Raw genomic sequence first — 21,388 nt, 5'->3', positions numbered from 1 at the left:
CATGGCCGGCCCGCGAGCCTCGGCCCGCCAATGATTCCTTATGCGCCGATCGAGGTTGAGCATGCAGGCCGTCGAAGTAAAAAGCCTCCTGGAAGCCAAAATGCCGAACACCCGTATCGAGGTGGAAGGCGAGGGCTGCAATTTCCAGCTGAACCTGATCAGCGATGAGCTGGCCGCCCTCAGCCCGGTCAAGCGCCAGCAGCAAGTCTATGCCCACCTCAATGCCTGGATCGCCGATGGCAGTATCCACGCAGTGACCATGAAATTCTTCAGCCAGGCCGCCTGGGCCGAGCGCTCCTGAGCCTGCGGGCAGCGAGATAGCAATGGATAAACTGATTATTACCGGCGGTATCCGCCTCGACGGCGAAATCCGCATTTCCGGGGCGAAGAACGCGGCCCTGCCGATTCTCGCCGCCACCCTGCTGGCCGATACTCCGGTCACCGTGTGCAACCTGCCGCACCTGCACGACATCACCACCATGATCGAGCTGTTCGGGCGCATGGGCGTGCAACCGGTGATCGACGAGAAACTCAGCGTCGAAGTCGACGCCAGCAGCATCAAGACCCTGGTCGCGCCCTATGAGCTGGTGAAGACCATGCGCGCCTCGATCCTGGTGCTCGGGCCGATGGTCGCCCGTTTCGGCGAGGCCGAAGTGGCGCTGCCCGGCGGTTGCGCCATCGGTTCGCGTCCGGTTGACCTGCACATCCGCGGCCTGGAGGCCATGGGCGCGAAGATCGACGTGGAAGGCGGCTACATCAAGGCCAAGGCGCCGGAAGGCGGCCTGCGTGGCGCGCACTTCTTCTTCGATATCGTCAGCGTCACCGGTACTGAGAACATCATGATGGCCGCGGCCCTGGCCAAGGGCCGTACCGTGCTGGAAAACGCCGCGCGTGAGCCGGAGGTGGTCGACCTGGCCAACTTCATCAACGCCATGGGCGGCAAGGTCAGCGGTGCCGGTACCGATACCATCACCATCGACGGCGTCGAACGCCTCGGCGGCGGTCGCTACAGCGTGATGCCCGACCGCATCGAGACCGGCACCTACCTGGTGGCCGCCGCCGCCACCGGTGGCCGGGTCAAGCTGAAGGATACCGATCCGACCATTCTCGAGGCCGTGCTGGCCAAGCTGCAGGAAGCGGGCGCCGAGATCACCACCGGCAAGGACTGGATCGAGCTGGACATGAAGGGCAAGCGGCCGAAGGCGGTCAACGTGCGCACCGCGCCGTACCCGGCCTTCCCCACCGACATGCAGGCCCAGTTCGTCTCCCTCAACGCGATTGCCGAGGGCACCGGTACCGTCATCGAGACCGTGTTCGAGAACCGCTTCATGCACGTCTACGAGATGAACCGCATGGGCGCGCAGATCCTGGTCGAGGGCAACACCGCCGTGGTGACCGGCGTGCCGATGCTCAAGGGCGCCCCGGTGATGGCCACCGACCTGCGCGCTTCCGCCAGCCTGGTGATCGCCGCCCTGGTCGCCGAAGGCGAAACCCTGATCGACCGCATCTACCACATCGACCGTGGCTACGAGTGCATCGAGGAAAAACTGCAGTTGCTCGGCGCCAAGATCCGCCGCGTGCCGGGGTAGGTTGGGCTGAGCCTGGCGAAGCCCAACAGCCAGCCCGAACGGGCTGGTCATTGTTCTAAGGAAACCGCTTCATGCTGACCATCGCCCTGTCCAAAGGCCGCATTCTCGATGACACCCTGCCGTTGCTGGCCGAAGCCGGCATCGTGCCCACCGAGAACCCGGAAAAGAGCCGCAAGCTGATCATCCCCACCACCCAGGAGGATGTGCAGCTGCTGATCGTGCGGGCCACCGACGTGCCTACCTATGTCGAGCATGGCGCGGCCGATATCGGCGTGGCCGGCAAGGACGTGCTGCTCGAGTACGGCGGCCAGCTCTACGAGCCGCTGGATTTGCAGATCGCCAAGTGCAAGCTGATGACCGCCGGCAAGGTCGGCGCGCCGGAGCCGAAAGGCCGCCTGCGCGTGGCCACCAAGTTCGTCAACGTGGCCAAACGCTACTACGCCGAGCAGGGTCGCCAGGTCGAGGTGATCAAGCTGTACGGCTCCATGGAGCTGGCGCCGCTGGTCGGCCTGGCCGACAAGATCATCGACGTGGTCGACACCGGCAACACCCTGCGCGCCAACGGCCTGGAAGCCCAGGAACTGATCGCCACCATCAGCTCGCGGCTGATCGTCAACAAGGCCTCGATGAAGATGCAGCACAGCCGCATTCAGGCGCTGATCGATACCCTGCGCAGCGCCGTCGAGTCCCGACACCCCAGCTAATACCTTCAACGCGGCAATCCGCCGCGTCTGCCTATCCGTGTCATAGCCATTTTTCTCGGGCGTCCATGCGGTGGGCTTGGTAGCCTAGCGACGCCCGAGCATTTGCCAATCAAGAGGCCCGCTATGACCAGTCCCATTGCTATTCGCCGACTCAACGCCGCTGACCAGGACTTCGCCCGTCATCTGGATCATCTGCTGAGCTGGGAAAGCGTGTCGGACGACGCGGTCAACCAGCGCGTGCTGGAGATCATCCAGGCCGTGCGCAGCAGGGGCGATGCCGCCCTGGTCGAGTACACCAAGCAGTTCGACGGGCTGGACGTCGCCACCATGGCCGACCTGATCCTGCCGCGTGAGCGCCTGGAGCTGGCCCTGACCCGCATCACGCCGGAGCAGCGCAGCGCTCTGGAGCAGGCCGCCGAGCGCGTGCGCCTGTACCACGAGCGGCAGAAGCAGGACTCCTGGACCTACACCGAGGCCGACGGCACCGTGCTCGGGCAGAAGGTCACCCCGCTGGACCGCGCCGGCCTGTACGTGCCGGGCGGCAAGGCCTCGTACCCCTCGTCGGTACTGATGAACGCCATCCCGGCCAAGGTCGCCGGCGTGCCGGAAGTGGTGATGGTGGTGCCGACCCCGCGTGGCGAGATCAACGAGATCGTCCTGGCTGCCGCCTGCATCGCCGGCGTCGACCGGGTGTTCACCATCGGCGGCGCCCAGGCCGTGGCCGCGCTGGCCTATGGCACCGAGAGCGTGCCGCCGGTGGACAAGATAGTCGGGCCGGGCAACATCTATGTGGCCACCGCCAAGCGCCACGTGTTCGGCAAGGTCGGCATCGACATGATCGCCGGCCCTTCGGAGATCCTGGTGGTCTGCGACGGCCAGACCGATCCGGACTGGATCGCCATGGACCTGTTCTCCCAGGCCGAGCACGACGAGGACGCCCAGTCGATCCTGATCAGCCCGGATGCCGCCTTCCTCGACCGCGTGGCGGCGAGCATCGCCAAGCTGCTGCCGACCCTGGAGCGCGAAACCATTGCCCGCACCTCCCTCGAAGGCCGCGGTGCGCTGATCCAGGTCGCCGACATGGCCCAGGCCATCGAAGTGGCCAACCGCATCGCACCGGAGCACCTGGAGCTGTCGGTGGAGCACCCCGAACAGTACCTGCCGCTGATCCGCCATGCCGGCGCGATCTTCATGGGCCGCTATACGGCAGAGGCGTTGGGCGACTACTGCGCAGGGCCCAACCACGTGCTGCCGACCTCCGGCACCGCGCGCTACTCCTCGCCGCTGGGGGTGTACGACTTCCAGAAGCGCTCGTCGATCATCCACTGCTCGGCAGAGGGGGCGTCGGAGCTGGGCAAGGTCGCCAGCGTGCTGGCCCGCGGCGAGTCGCTGACCGCTCACGCCCGCAGCGCCGAGTACCGGATCAAGCCCTGAGGGCTTTTTTGTAGGGTGGACAAGGCTTTGCTTGTCCACCAATTCGTCCGGTGGAAAACGCTGCGCGGTTTTCCACCCTACGCAAACCGAACGAATTCGAGGAGAGAAGGGCAGATGAGCAAATTCTGGAGCCCCTTCGTCAAGGACCTGGTGCCCTATGTGCCGGGTGAGCAGCCGAAACTGGCCAAGCTGGTCAAGCTCAATACCAACGAGAACCCCTACGGCCCGTCGCCCAAGGCGATCGCCGCCATGCAGGCCGAGCTGAACGACAGCCTGCGCCTGTATCCGGACCCCAACAGCGATCGCCTGAAGCAGGCGGTGGCCGACTACTACGGGGTGAGCACCGCCCAGGTCTTCGTCGGCAACGGTTCCGACGAGGTGCTGGCACACGCCTTCCACGGCCTGTTCCAGCACGGCCAGCCGCTGCTGTTCCCGGACGTCACCTACAGCTTCTACCCGGTGTACTGCGGCCTGTATGGCATTCCCTACGAGGCCTTGGCGCTGGACGAGCAGTTCCAGATCCGTGTGGAAGACTATGTGCGCCCCAATGGCGGCATCATCTTCCCCAACCCCAACGCACCTACCGGCTGCGCCCTGGGCCTGGCGGCCATCGAGCGCCTGCTGCAGGCCAACCCGGATACCGTGGTGCTGGTCGACGAGGCCTATATCGACTTCGGCGGCGAGACGGCGATCGGCCTGGTGAACCAGTACCCCAACCTGCTGGTGACCCAGACCCTGTCCAAGTCGCGCTCCCTGGCCGGCCTGCGGGTCGGCCTGGCGGTCGGCCATCCGGACCTGATCGAGGCGCTGGAGCGGATCAAGAACAGCTTCAACTCCTACCCGCTGGACCGCATGGCGATTGCCGGCGCGGCTGCGGCGTTCGAGGACAAGGCCTACTTCCAGCAGACCTGCCAGGCGGTGATCGCCAGCCGCGAGGCGCTGGTCGCCGCCATGACCGGCCTGGGCTTCGAGGTGCTGCCGTCGGCCGCCAACTTCATCTTCGCCCGCCACCCGCAGCGCGATGCCGCCGAGCTGGCCGCGGCCCTGCGCGAGCACGGGGTCATCGTGCGCCACTTCAAGCAGCAGCGCATCGCCCAGTTCCTGCGCATCACCATCGGCGCGCCGGAGCAGAACCAGGCGCTGTTGGATGCCCTGGGGCAGATCCTCTGAAATAGACAACGGCGCCGAATGGCGCCGTTTTTCATGCTGCTTTGCTTTATGTGGGAGCGGCTTCAGCCGCGATGCTTGCCGTTATTGCGACTCTTGTTCCAGCTGCTGCAGGCGCTGTTGACTCTGGACGTTGGCCTGGTCGATCTGCTGTTTGAGCTGGTCCATCTGCTGCTGCGCCTGCTTGGCCTGTTCGGCCTGCAGGGCGGCGGTGGTCGCGGTGGCGCCAGCGTCGCAGCCACTCAGGGTGAGGATCAGCAGGGAAGACACGAGGGCTGTACGCATGGCAGGCTCCGGCAAGGGTAGGGCGTCACCATAGCCCGCCTCGGACATCGCGGCCAGTCGTCGCGCCGAACTGGCCGGGTTGTCCGGCTGAATCAGCCGTAACGCTTCTTCGCCTCGATGGCTAGGCCGCTGCCGATGCTGCCGAAGGTGTTGCCCTCGGTGGCGCGGGCATTCGGCAGCAGGGCGCAGATGCTCTGGCGCAGGGCTGGGATGCCGCTCGAGCCGCCGGTGAAGAACACCGTGTCGATTTCCTCGGCCTTCACCCCAGCCTGCGCGAGCAGTTCGGCGACGCTGGCGGTGACGCGTTCCAGCAGGCCGCCGATGGCCTGGTCGAACAGCGGCCGGTCGAGCAGGGCCTGCAAGCCGCTTTCGACCCGCTGCAGGTCGATGCGGTGCTGGTCGTGCTCGGTCAGGGCGATCTTGCTTTCCTCCACCTGCATGGCCAGCCAGTGCCCGGCGCGCTGCTCGATCAGCTTGAACAGGCGGTCGATGCCGGTCGGGTCGACGATGTCGTAGCGCATGTTCTGCAGCGCCAGCTGCGACTTCTGTGCGTACACCGCGTTGATCGTGTGCCAGGTAGCCAGGTTGAGGTGGTAGCTGGTCGGCATGAAGGCGTCGCTCTTCATCCGGCTGCCGTAGCCGAACAGCGGCATCACGCCTTCCAGGCTGAGCTGCTTGTCGAAGTCGGTGCCGCCGATGTGCACGCCGCCGGTGGCGAGGATGTCGCTCTGCCGGTCGGCCTGGTCGCGGCGCTCGGGGGACAGGCGGATCAGCGAGAAGTCCGAGGTGCCGCCGCCGATGTCGACGATCAGCACGCGCTCCTCGTGGGTCACCGTGCGCTCGTAGTCGAAGGCCGCGGCGATCGGTTCGAACTGGAACGACACGTCCTTGAAGCCGAGCTTGTTGGCCACCGCCACCAGAGTATTGGCGGCTTCGGCATCGGCGAGCGGATCGTCGTCGACGAAGAACACCGGACGGCCCAGCACCACCTGCTCGAACTCGCGCCCGGCGAAGGCTTCGGCGCGTTTCTTCAGTTCGCCGATGAAGAAGCCGAGCAGGTCGCGAAACGGCAGGGCACTGCCCAGCACCGTTGTTTCGCTTTTCAGCAGCTTGGAGCCCAGCAGGCTCTTCAGCGAACGCATCAGCCGCCCTTCGTAGCCATCCAGATATTCGTGCAGGGCCAGGCGGCCATACACCGGGCGGCGCTCCTCGGTGTTGAAGAACACCACCGAGGGCAGGGTGATCTTGCCGTCTTCCAGTTCCAGCAGCGGCTCGACGCCGTTGCGCCACCAGCCGACGGTGGAGTTGGAGGTACCGAAGTCGATGCCCAGGGCATTGGCGGGAAGATCGAGACTCATGCTGCAGCGGTTCCGGGAAAAAACGGCCGCGCAGTTTATGCGAGAGCGGCGCGCCTTGCTCGCACAATCTGTACCGCGTGTCGGCGTGTGCGGACCGAGTGCCAGCGGGCAAGCGCAAGCCCGGAGGCAGGTTGGCGTTGCGCGCCGCGCAGCCCGGCAGCCGGGGCGGGGCGAGCGGCAAGTGCGCCGACATGGGCTAGGCTGAGCTGAACGGGGAGGGAGGCGACGATGCGTGCATGGCTGCTGGCCTGCTTGCTGCTGGGCCTGGTGCTGCCGAGCCTGGGGTCGGCCGAATTGCTGCTGCTGACCGAGGAGGCGCCACCGACCAGCTTTCGCCGCGACGGCAAGCTGGATGGCTACTCGGTGGAAGTGGTGCGCATGCTGGTGCAGCGCACCGGGCATGCCGTGCACATGGAGCTGCTGCCCTGGACGCGGGCCTACCATCTGGTCAAGACCCAGCCCGACACGGCGCTGTTCTCCATGGTGCGTACCGAGGCGCGCGAGCCGCTGTTCCAGTGGGTGGGGCCGATCCTGCAGGGCTCCACGCGCTTCTATTCGCTGAAATCCAGCAACCTGCGCATCGATAGCCTGGAGGATGCCGCCAACAGCGGCACCCTGGCCCTGCCCAAGCAGTGGTACACCTACGAGACCCTGCAGCGCATGGGCTTCACCAACCTCTATGGGGTGCCCAGCTCCAGGCAGATGGTGACCATGCTCAAGCACGGCCGGGTCAAGCTGATCGCCACCGAGGACGTGACCCTGCGCGAGGAGCTGGCCGCCGGCGGCCTGGGCACGGATGACGTGCAGGCCCACCTGAGCTTCATGAAGTCCGATTACTACATCGCGTTTTCCAGGCGGACCGACCCTGAGGTGATCGCCGAGTGGCAGCGGCAGCTTGACGCCATGCGCCGGGACGGTAGTCTCGCGCAGATCCAGCAGCGCTGGCTGCCTGAAGCCGGCAGCCCCGATCCCGCGGAATGACCCTGCATGCCTGCCTTCCCGTCTGTATCGTTGAGCCCCGGCGAACGTGCAAGCCTGTTCACCCAGCTGGCCGCCATGGAAAAGGCCGGGCTGCCGCTGGACCGCGCACTGGCCACCCTGCAGTTGCCGGCACCCGCGCAGAAGCGGGTCGAGACCATGCTGCGGCTGCTGGCCCAGGGTTGCGACCTGGCCGCTGCCGGGCTCCGGACCGGGTTGTTCTCGGCGCTGGAGTTCACCCTGCTGCAGGCCGCCCTCAGTGCGGGCAGCCCGGCGCGCCTGTACGAGCGGCTGGCGCAGAGCCATGCGCACAAGGCCGCGCAGGCCAAGGCGCTGCAGGCGCGTCTGCTGATGCCGGCGGCGGTGCTGGTGCTGGCGCTGCTGATTCAGCCGCTGCCTAGCCTGATCGGCGGCAGCCTGAGCCCGGGCGGTTACCTGTGGGGCGTGCTCCAGCCGCTGCTGGTGCTGGCCGCGCTGTTCTTCCTCGGGCGGCAGATGCTGCGGCGCCTGGCGCAGCCGGCGGCGAGTGCTCGGGTGCGTGCCCTGGATGCCTGGCTGCTGCGTGTACCGCTGTTCGGCCAGGCCCATGCGCGGGCCAATGCACGGGACTGTTTCGAAAGCCTGGGGCTGATGCTGGAGGCCGGCCTGCCGATGTTCGAGGCCTTGCCCAAGGCCTGCGCCACCCTCGGCAACAGCCAGTTGCGCCGCGACTTCCTCGCTATGCAGCAGCGCGTACAAGCCGGCGCGCCGCTGGCCCAGGCCATGTTGTCGCTGGCTTTTCCCGGCAAGCCGCAGCTGGCCAGCCTGGTGCGCACCGGCGAGGCCAGCGGCACTCTGCCGGCGACCTTGCTGGCCTATGCCGCCCGCGAGTCGCAGGCGCTGGCCGATTTCCAGGCGCAGCTGGCGACCTGGCTGCCGCGCCTGGTGTATGTCGCCGTTTCCTTGTGGATGGCGTACGGTTTGCTGACGGGCGGTGGCTTTGCCCCAAGGCTGCCGGCTGAGCTGGGTTGAGGCGGCTACCCCTGTGCGAATGGGCGCCGGGGCGGGGCATGCTTCGCCGCTGAAAGCTGGGCGCAAGGTTGATGGGTCTATATGGCGCCCTACGCCATGGATGGTTTTGTAGTTTTGCTACATAATTGATCCTCCAGAGCAGACAACGACCTGTAGTGCAGACCATGCAAAGAGCTTCGCATCACGATCTACGCGCGCAGTTTCGCGCGCTTCTTGCGGCTAACGCCTGCTATCACACGGCATCCGTGTTCGACCCCATGTCCGCGCGGATTGCCGCCGACCTCGGTTTCGAGGTGGGTATCCTGGGCGGTTCTGTAGCTTCACTACAAGTGCTGGCGGCGCCGGACTTTGCCTTGATCAGCCTCAGTGAATTCGTCGAGCAGGCCACCCGCATCGGCCGGGTCGCCCGGCTGCCGGTGATCGCCGATGCCGACCACGGTTACGGCAACGCGCTCAACGTGATGCGCACGGTGGTCGAGCTGGAGCGCGCCGGCATCGCCGCGCTGACCCTGGAAGACACCCTGCTGCCGGCCCAGTTCGGGTGCAAGTCCACCGACCTGATCGGCATCGACGAGGGCGTCGGCAAGATTCGTGCGGCGCTGGAGGCGCGGGTCGATCCGGATCTGGCGATCATCGCCCGCACCCACGCCGGCGTGCTGGATGTCGACGAGGTGATCCGCCGCACCCTGGCCTACCAGGCCGCCGGCGCCGATGCCATCTGCATGGTCGGGGTGCGCGACTTCGCCCATCTGGAGCTGATCGCGCAGAACCTCAGCGTGCCGCTGATGCTGGTCAGCTACGGCAACCCCTCGCTGCGCGACGACACGCGCCTGGCCAGCCTCGGTGTGCGCATCGTGGTCGACGGGCATGCCGCCTATTTCGCCGCGATCAAGGCCACCTACGACTGCCTGCGCGAGCAGCGCGGCATCGCCGCCAGCGCGCACAGCGCCACCGAGCTGACCCACAAGTACACCCAGCCCGAGGACTATATCGTCTGGGCGCGCGAGTACATGGACGTACAGGAGTAGACGAACTGCACTGGTAAATCGCCGCGCACCTGCGCATAACTGGGGGCAGGGCGGCAGCGAGGCGGGAGGTTGTCATGGCCGGAGGCTGGAGCAGCGATGGCGCGGTGCAGGAACAGATCGACAGCAGCATCGAGGATGCCATCCAGCGTGCCCGCAGTCAGCTGCCGCGCGGCACGAGCCTGAGTCATTGCGAGGAATGCGCTGCCGTCATCCCCGAGGCCCGGCGCCAGGCCGTACCCGGGGTGCGCCTGTGCGTGGCGTGCCAGGGCGAGCACGACAAGGAGCAGGCGCAGTTTGCCGGTTACAACCGGCGCGGCAGCAAGGACAGCCAGCTGCGCTGATCAGGGCGTGATCGAGTAGCCGCGGCTCTGCATGCAGCTGGAGTAGGCCGAGCTTGAAGCGCTGCTCGCCTGTTCGGCCGTGCGCCGATCATCGCGGCGGCTCTGGCGTTTCTGCACGCCACCGACCGCCACGCCGACCTTGGCGGTATCGCGAGCCTGCTCCTGGCGGTATTCCTGCTTGATATCGTCATCCACTTTGTCATAGGCGCCGTCGTAGCGTTGCCCGCGCACCTCGGCCGCTGCCGCACCCGCCACGGCGCCCTTGGCCGCGCCGCGCAAGCGTTCGCCGCCGCCGCTGCTGCTGGTGCTGGAGCTGCCGGCGCTCTGGCTCTGGCAGGCGGCGATATCATTCTGGATCTGTTGCTGCGACTGGCCGTTCAACGGCACCAGGGTTTCGGCGTGCACCGGGCCTAGGCTGAACAGCAGCAGGAGGGCGGTGCTGGCCGAGAGAGGCGAGGGGATAGGCATGCTGGTATCTCGCGCGGTGGGAAGATTCTTGACTCTAGTCCCCAGCTGCGCGGGTGCATTGCCGCCGGTCAATAAAACCCGCGACCCGCTGGTCAGGCTGGGCGGCCGTTCAGTAACATAGATAGCCTGCTAATTATGTGTTGGGTTGCTTTCTGTGCATAACACCTCTCGTCCGGGGTTGGGGATACTGCTGATCCTCTGTTCCGGCCTGCTGCTGTCCAGCCAGGACGCGCTGTCCAAAACCCTGACGGCGGTCTATCCGGTGCTGCTGGTGGTCTGGCTGCGCTACCTGTCGCAGAGCGTGCTGATGCTGGCGCTGTTTGCGCCGCGCATGGGCTGGGGTCTGCTGCGCACCCAGCGCCCCTGGCTGCAGCTGGTGCGCGGCCTGAGCCTGGTGGCGATCACCTTGCTGTTCTACAGCGCCCTGCGCTTTATCCCCCTGGGCGAAGCCACGGCGGTGATCTTCCTCGCGCCGCTGGTGGTCATCGTGCTGTCGGCCACCGTACTCAAGGAGCACATCAGTCGCAGCCTGTGGTTGTCGGTGGGTTGTGGCCTGCTCGGCGTGCTGCTGATCGTGCGTCCCGGTGGCGCGCTGTTCACTCCGGCGATCCTGCTGCCGCTGGGCGCGGCATTCTGTTTCGGTATTTACCAGCTGCTGACCCGGCGGCTGAGCGCGACCGACCATCCGGCCACCAGCAATTTTCTCTCTGCCCTGGTCGGCACCCTGAGCATGAGCGTGCTGCTGCCCTGGGCATGGCAGACACCGAGCCTGGTGGATGCGCTGCTGATGGCGCTGCTGGGGGCCACCGCGATGTCCGGGCACATGCTGCTGACCCACGCCTACCGCTTCGCCAGTGCCGCCAGCCTGGCGCCCTTCACCTACGGCCAGATCGTCACCGCCACGCTGCTCGGGCTGGTGTTCTTCGACCACGCCCCGGATGCCTGGTCGATCCTCGGCATGACGGTGATCATCCTCAGCGGCGCAGCCCTGGCGTGGAGCCAGCGCGCCCGCTAGGCGAGCGCGGCGCAGTCCGAGACCGACGCCGCCTCAGTGCGGGCCGCTCAGAACAGAAAATAGCGCTGCGCCAGCGGCAGCACCTCGGCCGGTTCGCACCAGAGCAGCTGACCGTCGGCCCTGACTTGGTAGTTCTGCGGGTCGACCTCGATGCTCGGCAGGTAGTCGTTGTGGATCAGGTCGCTCTTCTGCAAGGCGCGGCAGCCCTTGACCACGCCGATCTGCTTCTGCAGGCCGAGTTGCTGCGGTACCCCGGCCTCGAAGGCGGCCTGGCTGATAAAGGTCAGGCTGGTGGCGTGCAGCATGCCGGCGTAGCTGCCGAACATCGGCCGGTAGTGCACCGGCTGCGGCGTCGGGATCGAGGCGTTGGCGTCGCCCATCAGGCTGGCGGCAATCGCCCCGCCCTTGAGGATCAGCGTCGGCTTCACGCCGAAGAACGCCGGGCGCCACAGCACTAGGTCGGCGAACTTGCCCACTTCGATGGAGCCCACTTCGTGGCTGATGCCGTGGGTGATGGCCGGGTTGATGGTGTATTTGGCGATGTAGCGTTTGACCCGGAAGTTGTCGTTGCCCGGTGCATCTTCGGGCAGCGGGCCGCGTTGCTGCTTCATCTTGTCGGCGGTTTGCCAGGTACGGGTGATCACCTCGCCGACCCGGCCCATGGCCTGGCTGTCGGAGCTGATCATGCTGAACGCACCGAGGTCATGCAGGATGTCTTCGGCGGCGATGGTTTCGCGGCGGATGCGGCTTTCGGCGAAGGCCACGTCCTCAGCGATGCTCGGGTCGAGGTGGTGGCAGACCATCAGCATGTCCAGGTGTTCATCGATGGTGTTCTTGGTAAAGGGCCGGGTCGGGTTGGTCGAGGACGGCAGCACGTTGGGGAAGCCACAGGCCTTGATGATGTCCGGAGCATGGCCGCCGCCGGCGCCCTCGGTGTGGTAGGTGTGGATGGTGCGGCCCTTGAACGCGCCGAGCGTCGTCTCGACGAAACCGGACTCGTTCAGGGTGTCGGTGTGGATCGCCACCTGCACATCGTACTGGTCGGCCACGGAGAGGCAGTTGTCGATCGCCGCCGGGGTGGTGCCCCAGTCCTCGTGCAGCTTCAGACCGATGGCGCCGGCCCTGACCTGCTCAATCAGTGGCTCGGGCAGCGACACGTTGCCCTTGCCGGTGAAGCCGATGTTCATCGGGAAGGCGTCGGCTGCCTTGAGCATCATCGCCATATGCCACGGCCCCGGGGTCACAGTAGTGGCGTAGGTGCCGGTGGCCGGGCCGGTGCCGCCACCGATCATGGTGGTGGTGCCGCTCATCAGGGCTTCTTCGATCTGTTGCGGGCAGATGAAGTGGATATGGGTGTCGACGCCGCCGGCAGTGAGGATCATGCCTTCACCGGCGATGACTTCGGTGGCGCCACCCACGGCGATGGTCACGTTCGGCTGGATATCCGGGTTGCCGGCCTTGCCGATGGCGGCGATGCGCCCGCCCTTGAGGCCGACGTCGGCCTTGACGATGCCCCAGTGGTCGATGATCAGCGCGTTGGTGATCACCGTGTCGACCACGTCGGCGGCGCACAGCTGGCTCTGGCCCATGCCGTCGCGGATGACCTTGCCGCCGCCGAACTTCACTTCATCGCCGTAGGTGGTGAAATCCTTTTCCACCTCGATCCACAGGTTGGTGTCGGCCAGGCGCACCTTGTCGCCGACGGTGGGGCCGAACATGTCGGCGTAGGCTTGGCGGGAAATCTTCATCACAGCGCTCCCATTATGCGGCCGGCAAAACCGTAGACGCGGCGGTCACCCGCCAGCTCGACCAGCTCGACCTCACGCGACTGTCCTGGCTCGAAACGCACGGCGGTACCGGCGGCGATATTCAGGCGCATACCACGCGTGGGTTCACGGTCAAAGGTCAGGGCGTCGTTGGTTTCGAAGAAGTGGAAGTGCGAGCCGACCTGGATCGGCCGGTCGCCGCTGTTGGCCACGCTAACGCGCAGGGTGCGGCGCCCGGCATTGAGTTCGATCTCGCCGGGTTGGATCTGGTATTCGCCGGGAATCATGGTGCGCTGCGCTCCGGGGTCAGAATCAGTTGCATGAAGGTCAGGTCCAGCCAGCGGCCGAACTTGCGGCCCACTTGCGGCATCTGCCCGCTGGTGATGAAGCCGAGGCGCTGGTGCAGGGCAATGGAGGCCTGGTTGCCGCTCTCGATGGCGGCGACCATCACATGCTTGCCGCAGGCCTTGGCGCGCTCGATCAGCGCGGCCATCAGCAGCGGACCGAGGCCATTGCCGCGCTGGTCGGCGCGTACATAGACCGAGTGCTCGACCGTGTTGCAGAAGCCGTCGAAGGGCCGCCAGTCGCCGAACGAGGCGTAGCCGACCACTTCGCCGGCGGGGTTCTGCGCCACCAGGATCGGGTAGCCCTGCTGGGTGCGGGCGGCGAACCAGGCCTGGCGGTTGGCCAGGTCGACCACGTTATCCATCCAGATCGCCGTGGTGTTGAGCACGGCGTCATTGAAGATGTCGCGCAGGGCGGGCAGGTCGGCTTCGGTCGCGTCGCGAATGATCATCTGTATTCCTGGCGTAGCGCGGGTTTCACCCGCCCTAGGGTATTTATGCAATGGGTTGGTGAACGGTGACCAGCTTGGTGCCATCCGGAAAGGTGGCCTCGACCTGGATTTCCGCAATCATCTCCGGGATGCCCTCCATCACCTGTTCACGGGTCAGCAGGGTGGTGCCGTAGTGCATCAGCTCGGCCACGGTCTGGCCGTCGCGGGCGCCTTCGAGCAGGGCGGCGCTGATGTAGGCCATGGCTTCCGGGTAGTTGAGCTTGACCCCACGGGCCAAGCGGCGTTCGGCCACCAGGCCGGCGGTGAAGATCAGCAGCTTGTCTTTCTCGCGGGGCGAAAGGTCCATCAGGTACTCCAGATACGTGGGGGCACGGCGGCGCGCCCGAGCAAGGCGGGGCGCAACAGGCGCCAGAGTTCGATCAGCCAGGCGCGCGCATGCAGCGCCTCGCCGGCCAGGCAGCGAGCGACCAGCAGGCCGGGCAGCTGGCTGAGGTCGCCGCGCACCGCCGAGGGCAGTTCGCGGCAGCGTTGCAGCAGCTCGGCGTCGATCTCGCCGGTGATCAGCAGGGTGGCGAACACTGGCTGCCCGGCCAGGCCGATGGGCGAGTCGAGCAGGCCGTCGTTGCCGCTGATGCGCTGGCGTTCGTGCCAGAGCAGCTGGCCGTCACGGCGGATATCCAGCTGGGCCTGGAAATGCCCGGCGTCGAAGCGCTCGCCGGCCGCCGGGCGGCCGAGGGCAACCATGTCCCAGTAACACAGCCGCGCATCGCCCTCGAGGTCGATGCGGGTGCTCAGTTCGGCCTGGGCGCCGGCGTAGACGATGGTTTCCTGCGGCAGCCATTCCAGGGTGGCGCCGGCGCCGACCTTGAGTTCGACCTGCTGGCAGGCCGGCCCGGCAGCGCGGTACCACTTGGCGGCGCCGGGGCTGGTCAGCTGGGCCCAGGCGTTCTCGCCGAGGCTAGCGCCGATGTGCAGGCGATCACCACCGGCAATCCCGCCCGGTGGGTGGACGATGATGTGCTGGCACACCTCGGGGCCTTCAGCGTACAGGTGCTTCTGCACCCGCAGCGGGCCGAGGTGGCGGCGCTGCACGGGCCGCGTGGCATCGCCCTGGCGCGCATAGCCGAGTTCCAGCTCGGCATGCCAGCTGGGGGTGAACAGGGTAGGGGGGAGCGCTGCGTTCATGGCCGGTGTTTTATCAGATCGCCACCAGTCCGCGCACGCCATCGGCTTCCATGGTCGCGCCACGGCCCTGCTGGACGATCTCGCCACGGCTCATCACCAGGTACTGGTCGGCCAGTTCGGCGGCGAAGTCGTAGAACTGCTCGACCAGCAGGATGGCCATGTCGCCGCGCTCGGCGAGCTTCTTGATCACCGCGCCGATCTCCTTGATCACCGAGGGCTGGATGCCTTCGGTGGGCTCGTCGAGGATCAGCAGGCGCGGCTGGCTGGCCAGCGCGCGACCGATGGCCAGCTGTTGCTGCTGGCCGCCGGAGAGGTCGCCGCCGCGGCGCTGCTTCATCTGCAGCAGCACCGGGAACAGCTCGTAGATGAAGGCCGGGACTTCCTTGGCCTGGCTGCCGGGGAAACGTGACAGGCCCATCAGCAGGTTTTCCTCCACGGTCAGGCGCGGGAAGATCTCGCGGCCCTGCGGCACATAGGCGATGCCGGCGTGTACGCGCTGGTGCGGCTTGAAGGCGGTGATCGGCTGGCCTTCCCATTGCACGGCGCCTTGCTTGGCTGGAATCAGGCCCATCAGGCATTTCAGCAGGGTGGTCTTGCCCACGCCGTTGCGGCCGAGCAGGCAGGTGACTTCGCCGACCTTGGCCTCGAAGCTCAGGCCGCGCAGGATGTGGCTACCGCCGTAATACTGATGAAGTTGTTGGACTTGCAGCATGCTTGTGTCCTTGTAGGGTGGATCACGTTGTATCGATCCACCGTGCGATGCCTGTGGTGGATGAGAAAAGCGTCATCCACCCTACGAATGCCTTACCGACCGAGATAAACCTCGATCACCCGCTCATCCGCCTGCACCTGGGCCAGCGAACCTTCGGCCAGCACGCTGCCCTGGTGCAGCACGGTGACGTGGTCGGCGATGCTGCCGACGAAGCCCATGTCGTGCTCGACCACCATCAGCGAGTGCTTGCGCGCCAGCGACTTGAACAGCTCGGCGGTGAACTCGGTCTCGGCATCGGTCATGCCCGCCACCGGCTCGTCGAGCAGCAGCAGTTGCGGGTCCTGCACCAGTAGCATGCCGATCTCGAGGAACTGCTTCTGGCCGTGCGACAGCAGCCCCGCCGGGCGCTGGCGTGCGCTTTCCAACTTGATGGTGGCGAGCACTTCGTCGATACGTTCTTTCTGCGCGGCGGAGAGTTTCGCGCGCAGGCTGGCCCACACCGACTTGTTGGTCTTGAGTGCCAGTTCCAAGTTCTCGAACACGGACAGCGCCTCGAATACCGTGGGTTTCTGGAACTTGCGGCCGATGCCGTGCTGGGCGATCTCGACTTCGCTCATCTGGGTCAGGTCGAGGGTCTCGCCAAAATAGGCGTGGCCGTTTTCCGGGCGGGTCTTGCCGGTGATCACGTCCATCATGGTGGTCTTGCCGGCGCCGTTGGGGCCGATGATGCAGCGCAGTTCGCCGACGCCGATGTACAGGTTGAGGTCGGTCAGCGCCTTGAAGCCATCGAAGCTGACGTTGATGCCTTCCAGGGTGAGGATGGTGCCGTGGCGTACATCCAGGCCCTTGGCCGCGGCGCTGCCGAGACCGACCGCGTCGCGGCTGGTGCCGGCATCGCTGTTGGGGTTGAACGCGGGCTCGAGCATGAATTCGGGTACCGGAGTGGCGCGCATCATTGCTCTCCCTTCTTACGGAGCAAGCCGATCACGCCTTTGGGCAGGAACAGCGTGACGACGATGAACAGGAAGCCCAGGGCGAACAGCCAGTACTCGGGGAAGGCCACGGTGAACCAGCTCTTCATGCCGTTGACCAGGCCGGCGCCGAGCAGCGGGCCGATCAGGGTGCCGCGCCCGCCGAGGGCGACCCACACGGCGGCCTCGATGGAGTTGGTCGGCGACATCTCGCTGGGGTTGATGATGCCTACCTGTGGCACGTACAGCGCGCCAGCCAGGCCGCACAGCACGGCGGAGAGCACCCAGATGAATAGCTTGTAGCCGCGCGGGTCGTAGCCGCAGAACATCAGGCGGTTTTCCGCGTCACGCAGGGCGGTGAGTACCCGGCCGAACTTGCTGCGCGCCAGGCGAAAGCCCAGCAGCAGGCTGCCGACCAGCAGCGCCACGCTGCACAGGAACAGCACGGCGCGGGTGCTCGGCGCGGTGATGTCGAAGCCGAGCATCGTGCGGAAGTTGGTGAAGCCGTTGTTGCCGCCGAAACCGGTCTCGTTGCGGAAGAACAGCAGCATGCCGGCGAAGGTCAGCGCCTGGGTCATGATCGAGAAATACACGCCCTTGATCCGCGAGCGGAAGGCGAAGAAGCCGAACACCAGGGCCAGCAGGCCGGGCGCCAGAACCACCAGGCACAGCGCCCAGAGGAAGCTGGAGGTGCCGTACCAGTACCACGGCAGTTCGCTCCAGGAGAGGAACACCATGAACGCGGGCAGGCCGTCACCGGCGCTTTCGCGCATCAGGTACATGCCCATGGCGTAGCCGCCGAGGGCGAAGAACAGGCCGTGGCCGAGCGAGAGCAGGCCGGCATAGCCCCAGACCAGGTCCAGGGCCAGGGCGACCACGCAGTAACAGAGGATCTTGCCGACCAGGGTCAGGCTGTAGGCCGAGACATGCAGGGCATGCTCCGCCGGCAGCAGGTGCAGCAACGGCATGGCCAGCAGCAGGGCGAGGGTCAGGCCGCCGAGGGCCAGCGAGGTCTTCGGCCCGAGTGCATTGCCGGCGCGGGCCAGCAGGGTTTGGTTAATGGGCATAGTCATCGGGACATGCTCGCGTCAAGGGACGCACCGCGGTGCAGGCTGCCGGCGTGCCAGGCAAGGCGCGAGTCGCAGGCGATGGTAATTCCCTCGGCAAGACTCGCAACGCAGCATGGCGCGTTGGCAGTCGCAACCCGCAGGGCCGTTGCCTTGCTGGTGGCGAGGCATGTGGGAGCATTCTGGTTTGGAAGCATCTTCTGTTCCTTCTCTGCGCCGTCACCAGGGAGGCAGCGGCGCGGTCGTCAATTGGCGTGAGCAGGTCCCGCTTAGTCGATCACCCGTCCTTTCAATGCGAAGAGTCCCTGCGGGCGTTTCTGAATAAACAGGATGATCAGCGCGAGGATCAGAATCTTGCCCAGCACGGCGCCGATCTGCGGTTCGAGGATCTTGTTCGCCACCCCCAGGCCGAAGGCCGCCAGCACGCTACCGGCCAGCTGGCCGACGCCGCCGAGCACCACCACCAGGAAGGAGTCGATGATGTAGCTCTGGCCGAGGTCCGGGCCGACGTTGCCGATCTGGCTGAGGGCCACGCCGCCGAGGCCGGCGATGCCCGAGCCGAGGCCGAAGGCGAGCATGTCCACGCGCCCGGTGGGCACCCCGCAGCAGGCAGCCATGTTGCGGTTCTGCGTCACGGCACGCACGTTGAGGCCCAGGCGGGTCTTGTTCAGCAGCAGCCAGGTCAGCAGCACGACGAACAGGGCGAAGCCGATGATGACGATGCGGCTGTACGGCAGTACCAGGTTGGGCAGCACCTGGATGCCACCGGACAGCCACTCGGGGTTGGCCACCTCGACGTTCTGCGCGCCGAAGATCACCCGCACCAGCTGGATCAGGATCAGGCTGATGCCCCAGGTGGCCAGCAGGGTTTCCAGCGGGCGGCCGTAGAGGTGGCGGATCACCGTGCGCTCCAGGGCCATGCCGATGGCGGCGGTGACGAAGAAGGCGATCGGCAGGGCAGCCAGCGGGTAGAGGGCCAGGTAGCCGGGGGCGAGCTTCTGGAAGGCGATCTGCACCATGTAGGTGGTGTAGGCGCCGAGCATCAGCATCTCGCCGTGGGCCATGTTGATCACCCCGAGCAGGCCGAAGGTGATGGCCAGGCCGAGGGCCGCCAGCAACAGGATGCTGCCGAGGCTCAGGCCGCTGAAGGCCTGGCCGAGCAGCTCGCCACCGAGCAGGCGGCGCTTGACCTGGGCCAGGCTGGTTTCGGCGGCGGTGCGCACGCCAGCGTCACTCTCCACACCTTCGCCGAGCAGCGCTTCCAGGCGGGTGCGGGCCAGCGGTTCGCCGGTCTCACCAAGCAGGCGCACGGCGCTCAGGCGGATCGCCGGGTCCGGGTCGACCAGTTGCAGGTTGGCCAGGGCCAGGGCCAGGGCGGCGCGCACGCTGGCGTCTTCCTCGCTGGCGACGCGGGCATTGAGCAGTTCCAGCTGCGCCGGCTTGGCGCTCTTCTGCAGTTGCTGGGCGGCGGCCAGGCGCACGGCTGGCGCGCTGGCGAGCAACTGGTGGCTGGCCTGGGCGGTGGCCAGCAGGCCGCGCAGGCGGTTGTTCAGGCGCAGCTTCTTCAGCGGGCTGGCCGGTTCGGCCTGGCCTTCGGCGGCGACGAAGCGGCCGGCTTCTTCGATGAAGGGCGCTTTGCCGCTGTCGCTGGCCAGGCGGCCATTGTGCAGGGCGTCGAGTAGCGGCAGGCGGGCTGGATCGGGCTGGGCGGACCAGCTTTCCAGCAGCTTGGCCTGCTGGGCGGGATTGGCCGCGACGAAGTCGGCGGCGTCGCCAGCCTGGGCGGTCAATGGCAAGAACAGGGCCAGTGACAGGAGTATTCGGACAAGGGCAGTGGGCATGTTGAAACGGTCCTTCGAATGGAACCGTAGCCCGGATGCGATCCGGGACGGCCTTCCCCGGATTGCATCCGGGCTACGAACACCCTCTCCCCCGGCTCCTCTCCCGTGAATGGGAGAGGAGAGGCAAGCGGCTCCGCGCGGCTGAAGGGTTTCAGCCCGCGCTAAACAGTCCCCTCTCGCAGTGATGGAAGAGGGCTAGGGAGAGGGGCTTTGCTCAGTTGGACTTCACCGCATAGTCCGGCTTCTTGTCGTTGCCGGGGATGTACGGGCTCCACGGCTGGGCGCGCAGCGGGCCTTCGGTCTGCCAGACGATGGAGAACTGCCCGTCTTCCTGGACTTCGCCGATCATCACCGGCTTGTGCAGGTGGTGGTTGGTCTTGTCCATGGTCAGGGTGTAGCCGCTCGGCGCGGCGAAGGTCTGTCCGGCCAGGGCTTCGCGCACCTTGTCGACGTCGGTGGTGCCGGCTTTCTCGACGGCCTGGGCCCACATGTTGATGCCGACGTAGGTGGCTTCCATCGGGTCGTTGGTCACCGCCTTGTCGGCGCCCGGCAGGTTCTTGGCCTTGGCGTAGGCCTTCCACTTGTTGACGAACGCGGTGTTGACCGGGTTTTCCACCGACTGGAAGTAGTTCCAGGCGGCCAGCTGGCCAACCAATGGCTTGGTATCGATGCCGCGCAGTTCTTCCTCGCCGACCGAGAAGGCCACCACCGGGATGTCGGTGGCTTCGATGCCCTGGTTGGCCAGTTCCTTGTAGAACGGCACGTTGGAGTCGCCGTTGACGGTGGAGATCACCGCGGTCTTGCCGCCGGCGGAGAATTTCTTGATGTTGGCGACGATGGTTTGATAGTCGCTATGACCGAAGGGCGTGTAGACCTCTTCGATGTCCTTGTCGGCCACGCCCTTGCTGTGCAGGAAGCTGCGCAGGATCTTGTTGGTGGTGCGCGGGTAGACGTAGTCGGTGCCGAGCAGGAAGTAGCGCTTGGCGGCGCCGCCGTCTTCGCTCATCAGGTACTCGACGGCCGGGATGGCCTGCTGGTTCGGCGCGGCGCCGGTGTAGAAGACGTTCGGCGACAGCTCTTCGCCTTCGTACTGCACCGGATAGAACAGCAGACCGTTGAGCTCCTCGAACACCGGCAGCACGGATTTGCGCGACACCGAGGTCCAGCAGCCGAAGACCACGTCGACCTTGTCCTGGGTCAGCAGCTGGCGGCCCTTCTCGGCGAACAGCGGCCAGTTGGAGGCCGGGTCGACCACCACGGCTTCCAGTTGCTTGCCATTGACCCCGCCCTTGGCGTTGATCTCGTCGATGGTCATCAGCGCCATGTCTTTCAGCGAGGTTTCGGAAATCGCCATGGTGCCGGACAGCGAGTGGAGGATGCCGACCTTGATGGTCTCGGCGGCCTGCAGGCTGTAGGGGAACAGGCCGCTGAGCAGCAGGGCACTGGCGGCGAGGGTGGATTTCAACAGAGGACGGCGTTTCATCTTGTTAGGGCTCCATGCGCAACTGTGGGGACCGAAGGGTCGCCAGTTCTTTGGCAGCATCCGTGCCAAGCTGCGCAAAGCCTTGTGCCAGCGGGCTTTCTGCTGATCCAGGGGTGTCGCGTGCGGGAGTGGGTGGGCGATCTTGGTGCGCGGATGCGCGGGCCTGGCCGGTCGCTGCGTTGCTTGCAC

The 21,388-nt window shown here is 66.3% G+C and carries 23 protein-coding genes; 10 read left to right on the top strand and 13 right to left on the bottom strand.

All coding sequences use genetic code 11. The annotated features are described in order from the left end of the window. The first annotated feature begins 61 nt into the window (after positions 1–61). The 5 genes from F3I62_RS08195 to hisC all read left to right on the top strand — a co-directional run bounded on the left by F3I62_RS08195 (position 62) and on the right by hisC (position 4,897). On the top strand, positions 62–301 hold the full coding sequence (locus F3I62_RS08195) for a BolA family protein (protein ID WP_160082024.1): 240 nt from the start codon (positions 62–64) through the stop codon (positions 299–301). Positions 302–323: 22 nt separating this feature from the next. Next, positions 324–1,589 carry a UDP-N-acetylglucosamine 1-carboxyvinyltransferase gene (gene murA / locus F3I62_RS08190; RefSeq protein ID WP_160489150.1) on the top strand — a complete coding sequence of 422 codons (1,266 nt, stop codon included), beginning with the start codon at positions 324–326 and terminating at the stop codon, positions 1,587–1,589. 71 nt (positions 1,590–1,660) lie between these two features. Next, a complete protein-coding gene (gene hisG / locus F3I62_RS08185) occupies positions 1,661–2,293 on the top strand; it encodes an ATP phosphoribosyltransferase (protein ID WP_160489149.1) in 633 nt (210 codons plus the stop codon). A gap of 123 nt (positions 2,294–2,416) precedes the next feature. Further along, entirely contained in the window at positions 2,417–3,727 is a 1,311-nt protein-coding gene (gene hisD, locus F3I62_RS08180) for a histidinol dehydrogenase (protein ID WP_160489148.1), read from the top strand. Between the two features lie 114 nt (positions 3,728–3,841). Then, positions 3,842–4,897: a histidinol-phosphate transaminase gene (gene hisC / locus F3I62_RS08175; protein ID WP_160489147.1), complete on the top strand. Its 1,056-nt coding sequence runs from the start codon at positions 3,842–3,844 to the stop codon at positions 4,895–4,897. Between the two features lie 81 nt (positions 4,898–4,978). On the opposite strand, the gene F3I62_RS08170 is transcribed toward hisC, so the two are convergent. Then, positions 4,979–5,179 carry a hypothetical protein gene (locus tag F3I62_RS08170; RefSeq protein WP_160489146.1) on the bottom strand — a complete coding sequence of 67 codons (201 nt, stop codon included), beginning with the start codon at positions 5,177–5,179 and terminating at the stop codon, positions 4,979–4,981. Between the two features lie 92 nt (positions 5,180–5,271). Then, positions 5,272–6,537 (bottom strand): Hsp70 family protein, encoded by a 1,266-nt coding sequence (locus tag F3I62_RS08165; RefSeq protein WP_160489145.1) that lies wholly within the window; start codon positions 6,535–6,537, stop codon positions 5,272–5,274. Between the two features lie 228 nt (positions 6,538–6,765). Between F3I62_RS08165 and F3I62_RS08160 the strand changes: the two genes are divergently transcribed. The 4 genes from F3I62_RS08160 (at position 6,766) to F3I62_RS08145 (ending at position 9,895) form a co-directional block, all read left to right on the top strand. Continuing rightward, the gene (locus F3I62_RS08160) at positions 6,766–7,518 is read left to right on the top strand and encodes an ABC transporter substrate-binding protein (protein ID WP_160489144.1); all 753 of its coding nucleotides are present in this window, start codon (positions 6,766–6,768) and stop codon (positions 7,516–7,518) included. Positions 7,519–7,524: 6 nt separating this feature from the next. After that, the gene (locus F3I62_RS08155; protein WP_160489143.1) at positions 7,525–8,526 is read left to right on the top strand and encodes a type II secretion system F family protein; all 1,002 of its coding nucleotides are present in this window, start codon (positions 7,525–7,527) and stop codon (positions 8,524–8,526) included. A 164-nt stretch (positions 8,527–8,690) separates the two neighbouring features. Then, the gene (locus tag F3I62_RS08150) at positions 8,691–9,554 is read left to right on the top strand and encodes an oxaloacetate decarboxylase (protein WP_160489142.1); all 864 of its coding nucleotides are present in this window, start codon (positions 8,691–8,693) and stop codon (positions 9,552–9,554) included. A gap of 74 nt (positions 9,555–9,628) precedes the next feature. Beyond that, entirely contained in the window at positions 9,629–9,895 is a 267-nt protein-coding gene (locus F3I62_RS08145) for a DksA/TraR family C4-type zinc finger protein (protein WP_160489141.1), read from the top strand. Here the strand turns inward: F3I62_RS08145 and F3I62_RS08140 are convergent, their stop codons facing one another. Beyond that, positions 9,896–10,363 carry a hypothetical protein gene (locus F3I62_RS08140; protein WP_256667700.1) on the bottom strand — a complete coding sequence of 156 codons (468 nt, stop codon included), beginning with the start codon at positions 10,361–10,363 and terminating at the stop codon, positions 9,896–9,898. Between the two features lie 154 nt (positions 10,364–10,517). On the opposite strand from F3I62_RS08140, the gene F3I62_RS08135 reads away from it, so the two are divergent. After that, the gene (locus F3I62_RS08135; RefSeq protein ID WP_372240094.1) at positions 10,518–11,378 is read left to right on the top strand and encodes a DMT family transporter; all 861 of its coding nucleotides are present in this window, start codon (positions 10,518–10,520) and stop codon (positions 11,376–11,378) included. A gap of 47 nt (positions 11,379–11,425) precedes the next feature. Here the strand turns inward: F3I62_RS08135 and ureC are convergent, their stop codons facing one another. The 10 genes from ureC to urtA form a co-directional block, all read right to left on the bottom strand. Further along, positions 11,426–13,126, bottom strand: a complete 1,701-nt coding sequence (gene ureC / locus F3I62_RS08130) for an urease subunit alpha (RefSeq protein ID WP_160489140.1) — start codon at positions 13,124–13,126, stop codon at positions 11,426–11,428. After that, complete coding sequence (locus F3I62_RS08125; protein ID WP_160489139.1) at positions 13,126–13,431, bottom strand: urease subunit beta; 306 nt, start codon at positions 13,429–13,431, stop codon at positions 13,126–13,128. The genes ureC and F3I62_RS08125 overlap by 1 nt, the downstream gene beginning before the upstream one ends. After that, positions 13,428–13,940, bottom strand: coding sequence for a GNAT family N-acetyltransferase (locus F3I62_RS08120; RefSeq protein ID WP_218572791.1), 513 nt, complete (start codon positions 13,938–13,940; stop codon positions 13,428–13,430). The genes F3I62_RS08125 and F3I62_RS08120 overlap by 4 nt, the downstream gene beginning before the upstream one ends. Before the next feature lie 43 nt (positions 13,941–13,983). Continuing rightward, the gene (gene ureA / locus F3I62_RS08115) at positions 13,984–14,286 is read right to left on the bottom strand and encodes an urease subunit gamma (RefSeq protein ID WP_160489138.1); all 303 of its coding nucleotides are present in this window, start codon (positions 14,284–14,286) and stop codon (positions 13,984–13,986) included. After that, positions 14,286–15,125: an urease accessory protein UreD gene (locus F3I62_RS08110; protein WP_160489137.1), complete on the bottom strand. Its 840-nt coding sequence runs from the start codon at positions 15,123–15,125 to the stop codon at positions 14,286–14,288. The genes ureA and F3I62_RS08110 overlap by 1 nt, the downstream gene beginning before the upstream one ends. A gap of 13 nt (positions 15,126–15,138) precedes the next feature. After that, positions 15,139–15,837 (bottom strand): urea ABC transporter ATP-binding subunit UrtE, encoded by a 699-nt coding sequence (gene urtE / locus F3I62_RS08105; protein WP_160489136.1) that lies wholly within the window; start codon positions 15,835–15,837, stop codon positions 15,139–15,141. 92 nt (positions 15,838–15,929) lie between these two features. After that, complete coding sequence (gene urtD / locus F3I62_RS08100) at positions 15,930–16,790, bottom strand: urea ABC transporter ATP-binding protein UrtD (protein ID WP_160489464.1); 861 nt, start codon at positions 16,788–16,790, stop codon at positions 15,930–15,932. Then, positions 16,790–17,881 carry an urea ABC transporter permease subunit UrtC gene (gene urtC, locus F3I62_RS08095; RefSeq protein WP_160489135.1) on the bottom strand — a complete coding sequence of 364 codons (1,092 nt, stop codon included), beginning with the start codon at positions 17,879–17,881 and terminating at the stop codon, positions 16,790–16,792. The genes urtD and urtC overlap by 1 nt, the downstream gene beginning before the upstream one ends. Positions 17,882–18,144: 263 nt before the next feature. Then, positions 18,145–19,716: an urea ABC transporter permease subunit UrtB gene (urtB, locus tag F3I62_RS08090; RefSeq protein WP_160489134.1), complete on the bottom strand. Its 1,572-nt coding sequence runs from the start codon at positions 19,714–19,716 to the stop codon at positions 18,145–18,147. A 214-nt stretch (positions 19,717–19,930) separates the two neighbouring features. Further along, a complete protein-coding gene (urtA, locus tag F3I62_RS08085; RefSeq protein ID WP_160489133.1) occupies positions 19,931–21,199 on the bottom strand; it encodes an urea ABC transporter substrate-binding protein in 1,269 nt (422 codons plus the stop codon). Between the last annotated feature and the right edge of the window lie 189 nt (positions 21,200–21,388).

The organism is Pseudomonas sp. R-28-1W-6 (assembly GCF_009799925.1).
Taxonomy (GTDB): domain Bacteria; phylum Pseudomonadota; class Gammaproteobacteria; order Pseudomonadales; family Pseudomonadaceae; genus Aquipseudomonas.
The sequence above is the reverse complement of the archived record's forward strand: the minus strand, read 5'-3'. Positions and strand labels throughout refer to the sequence as shown.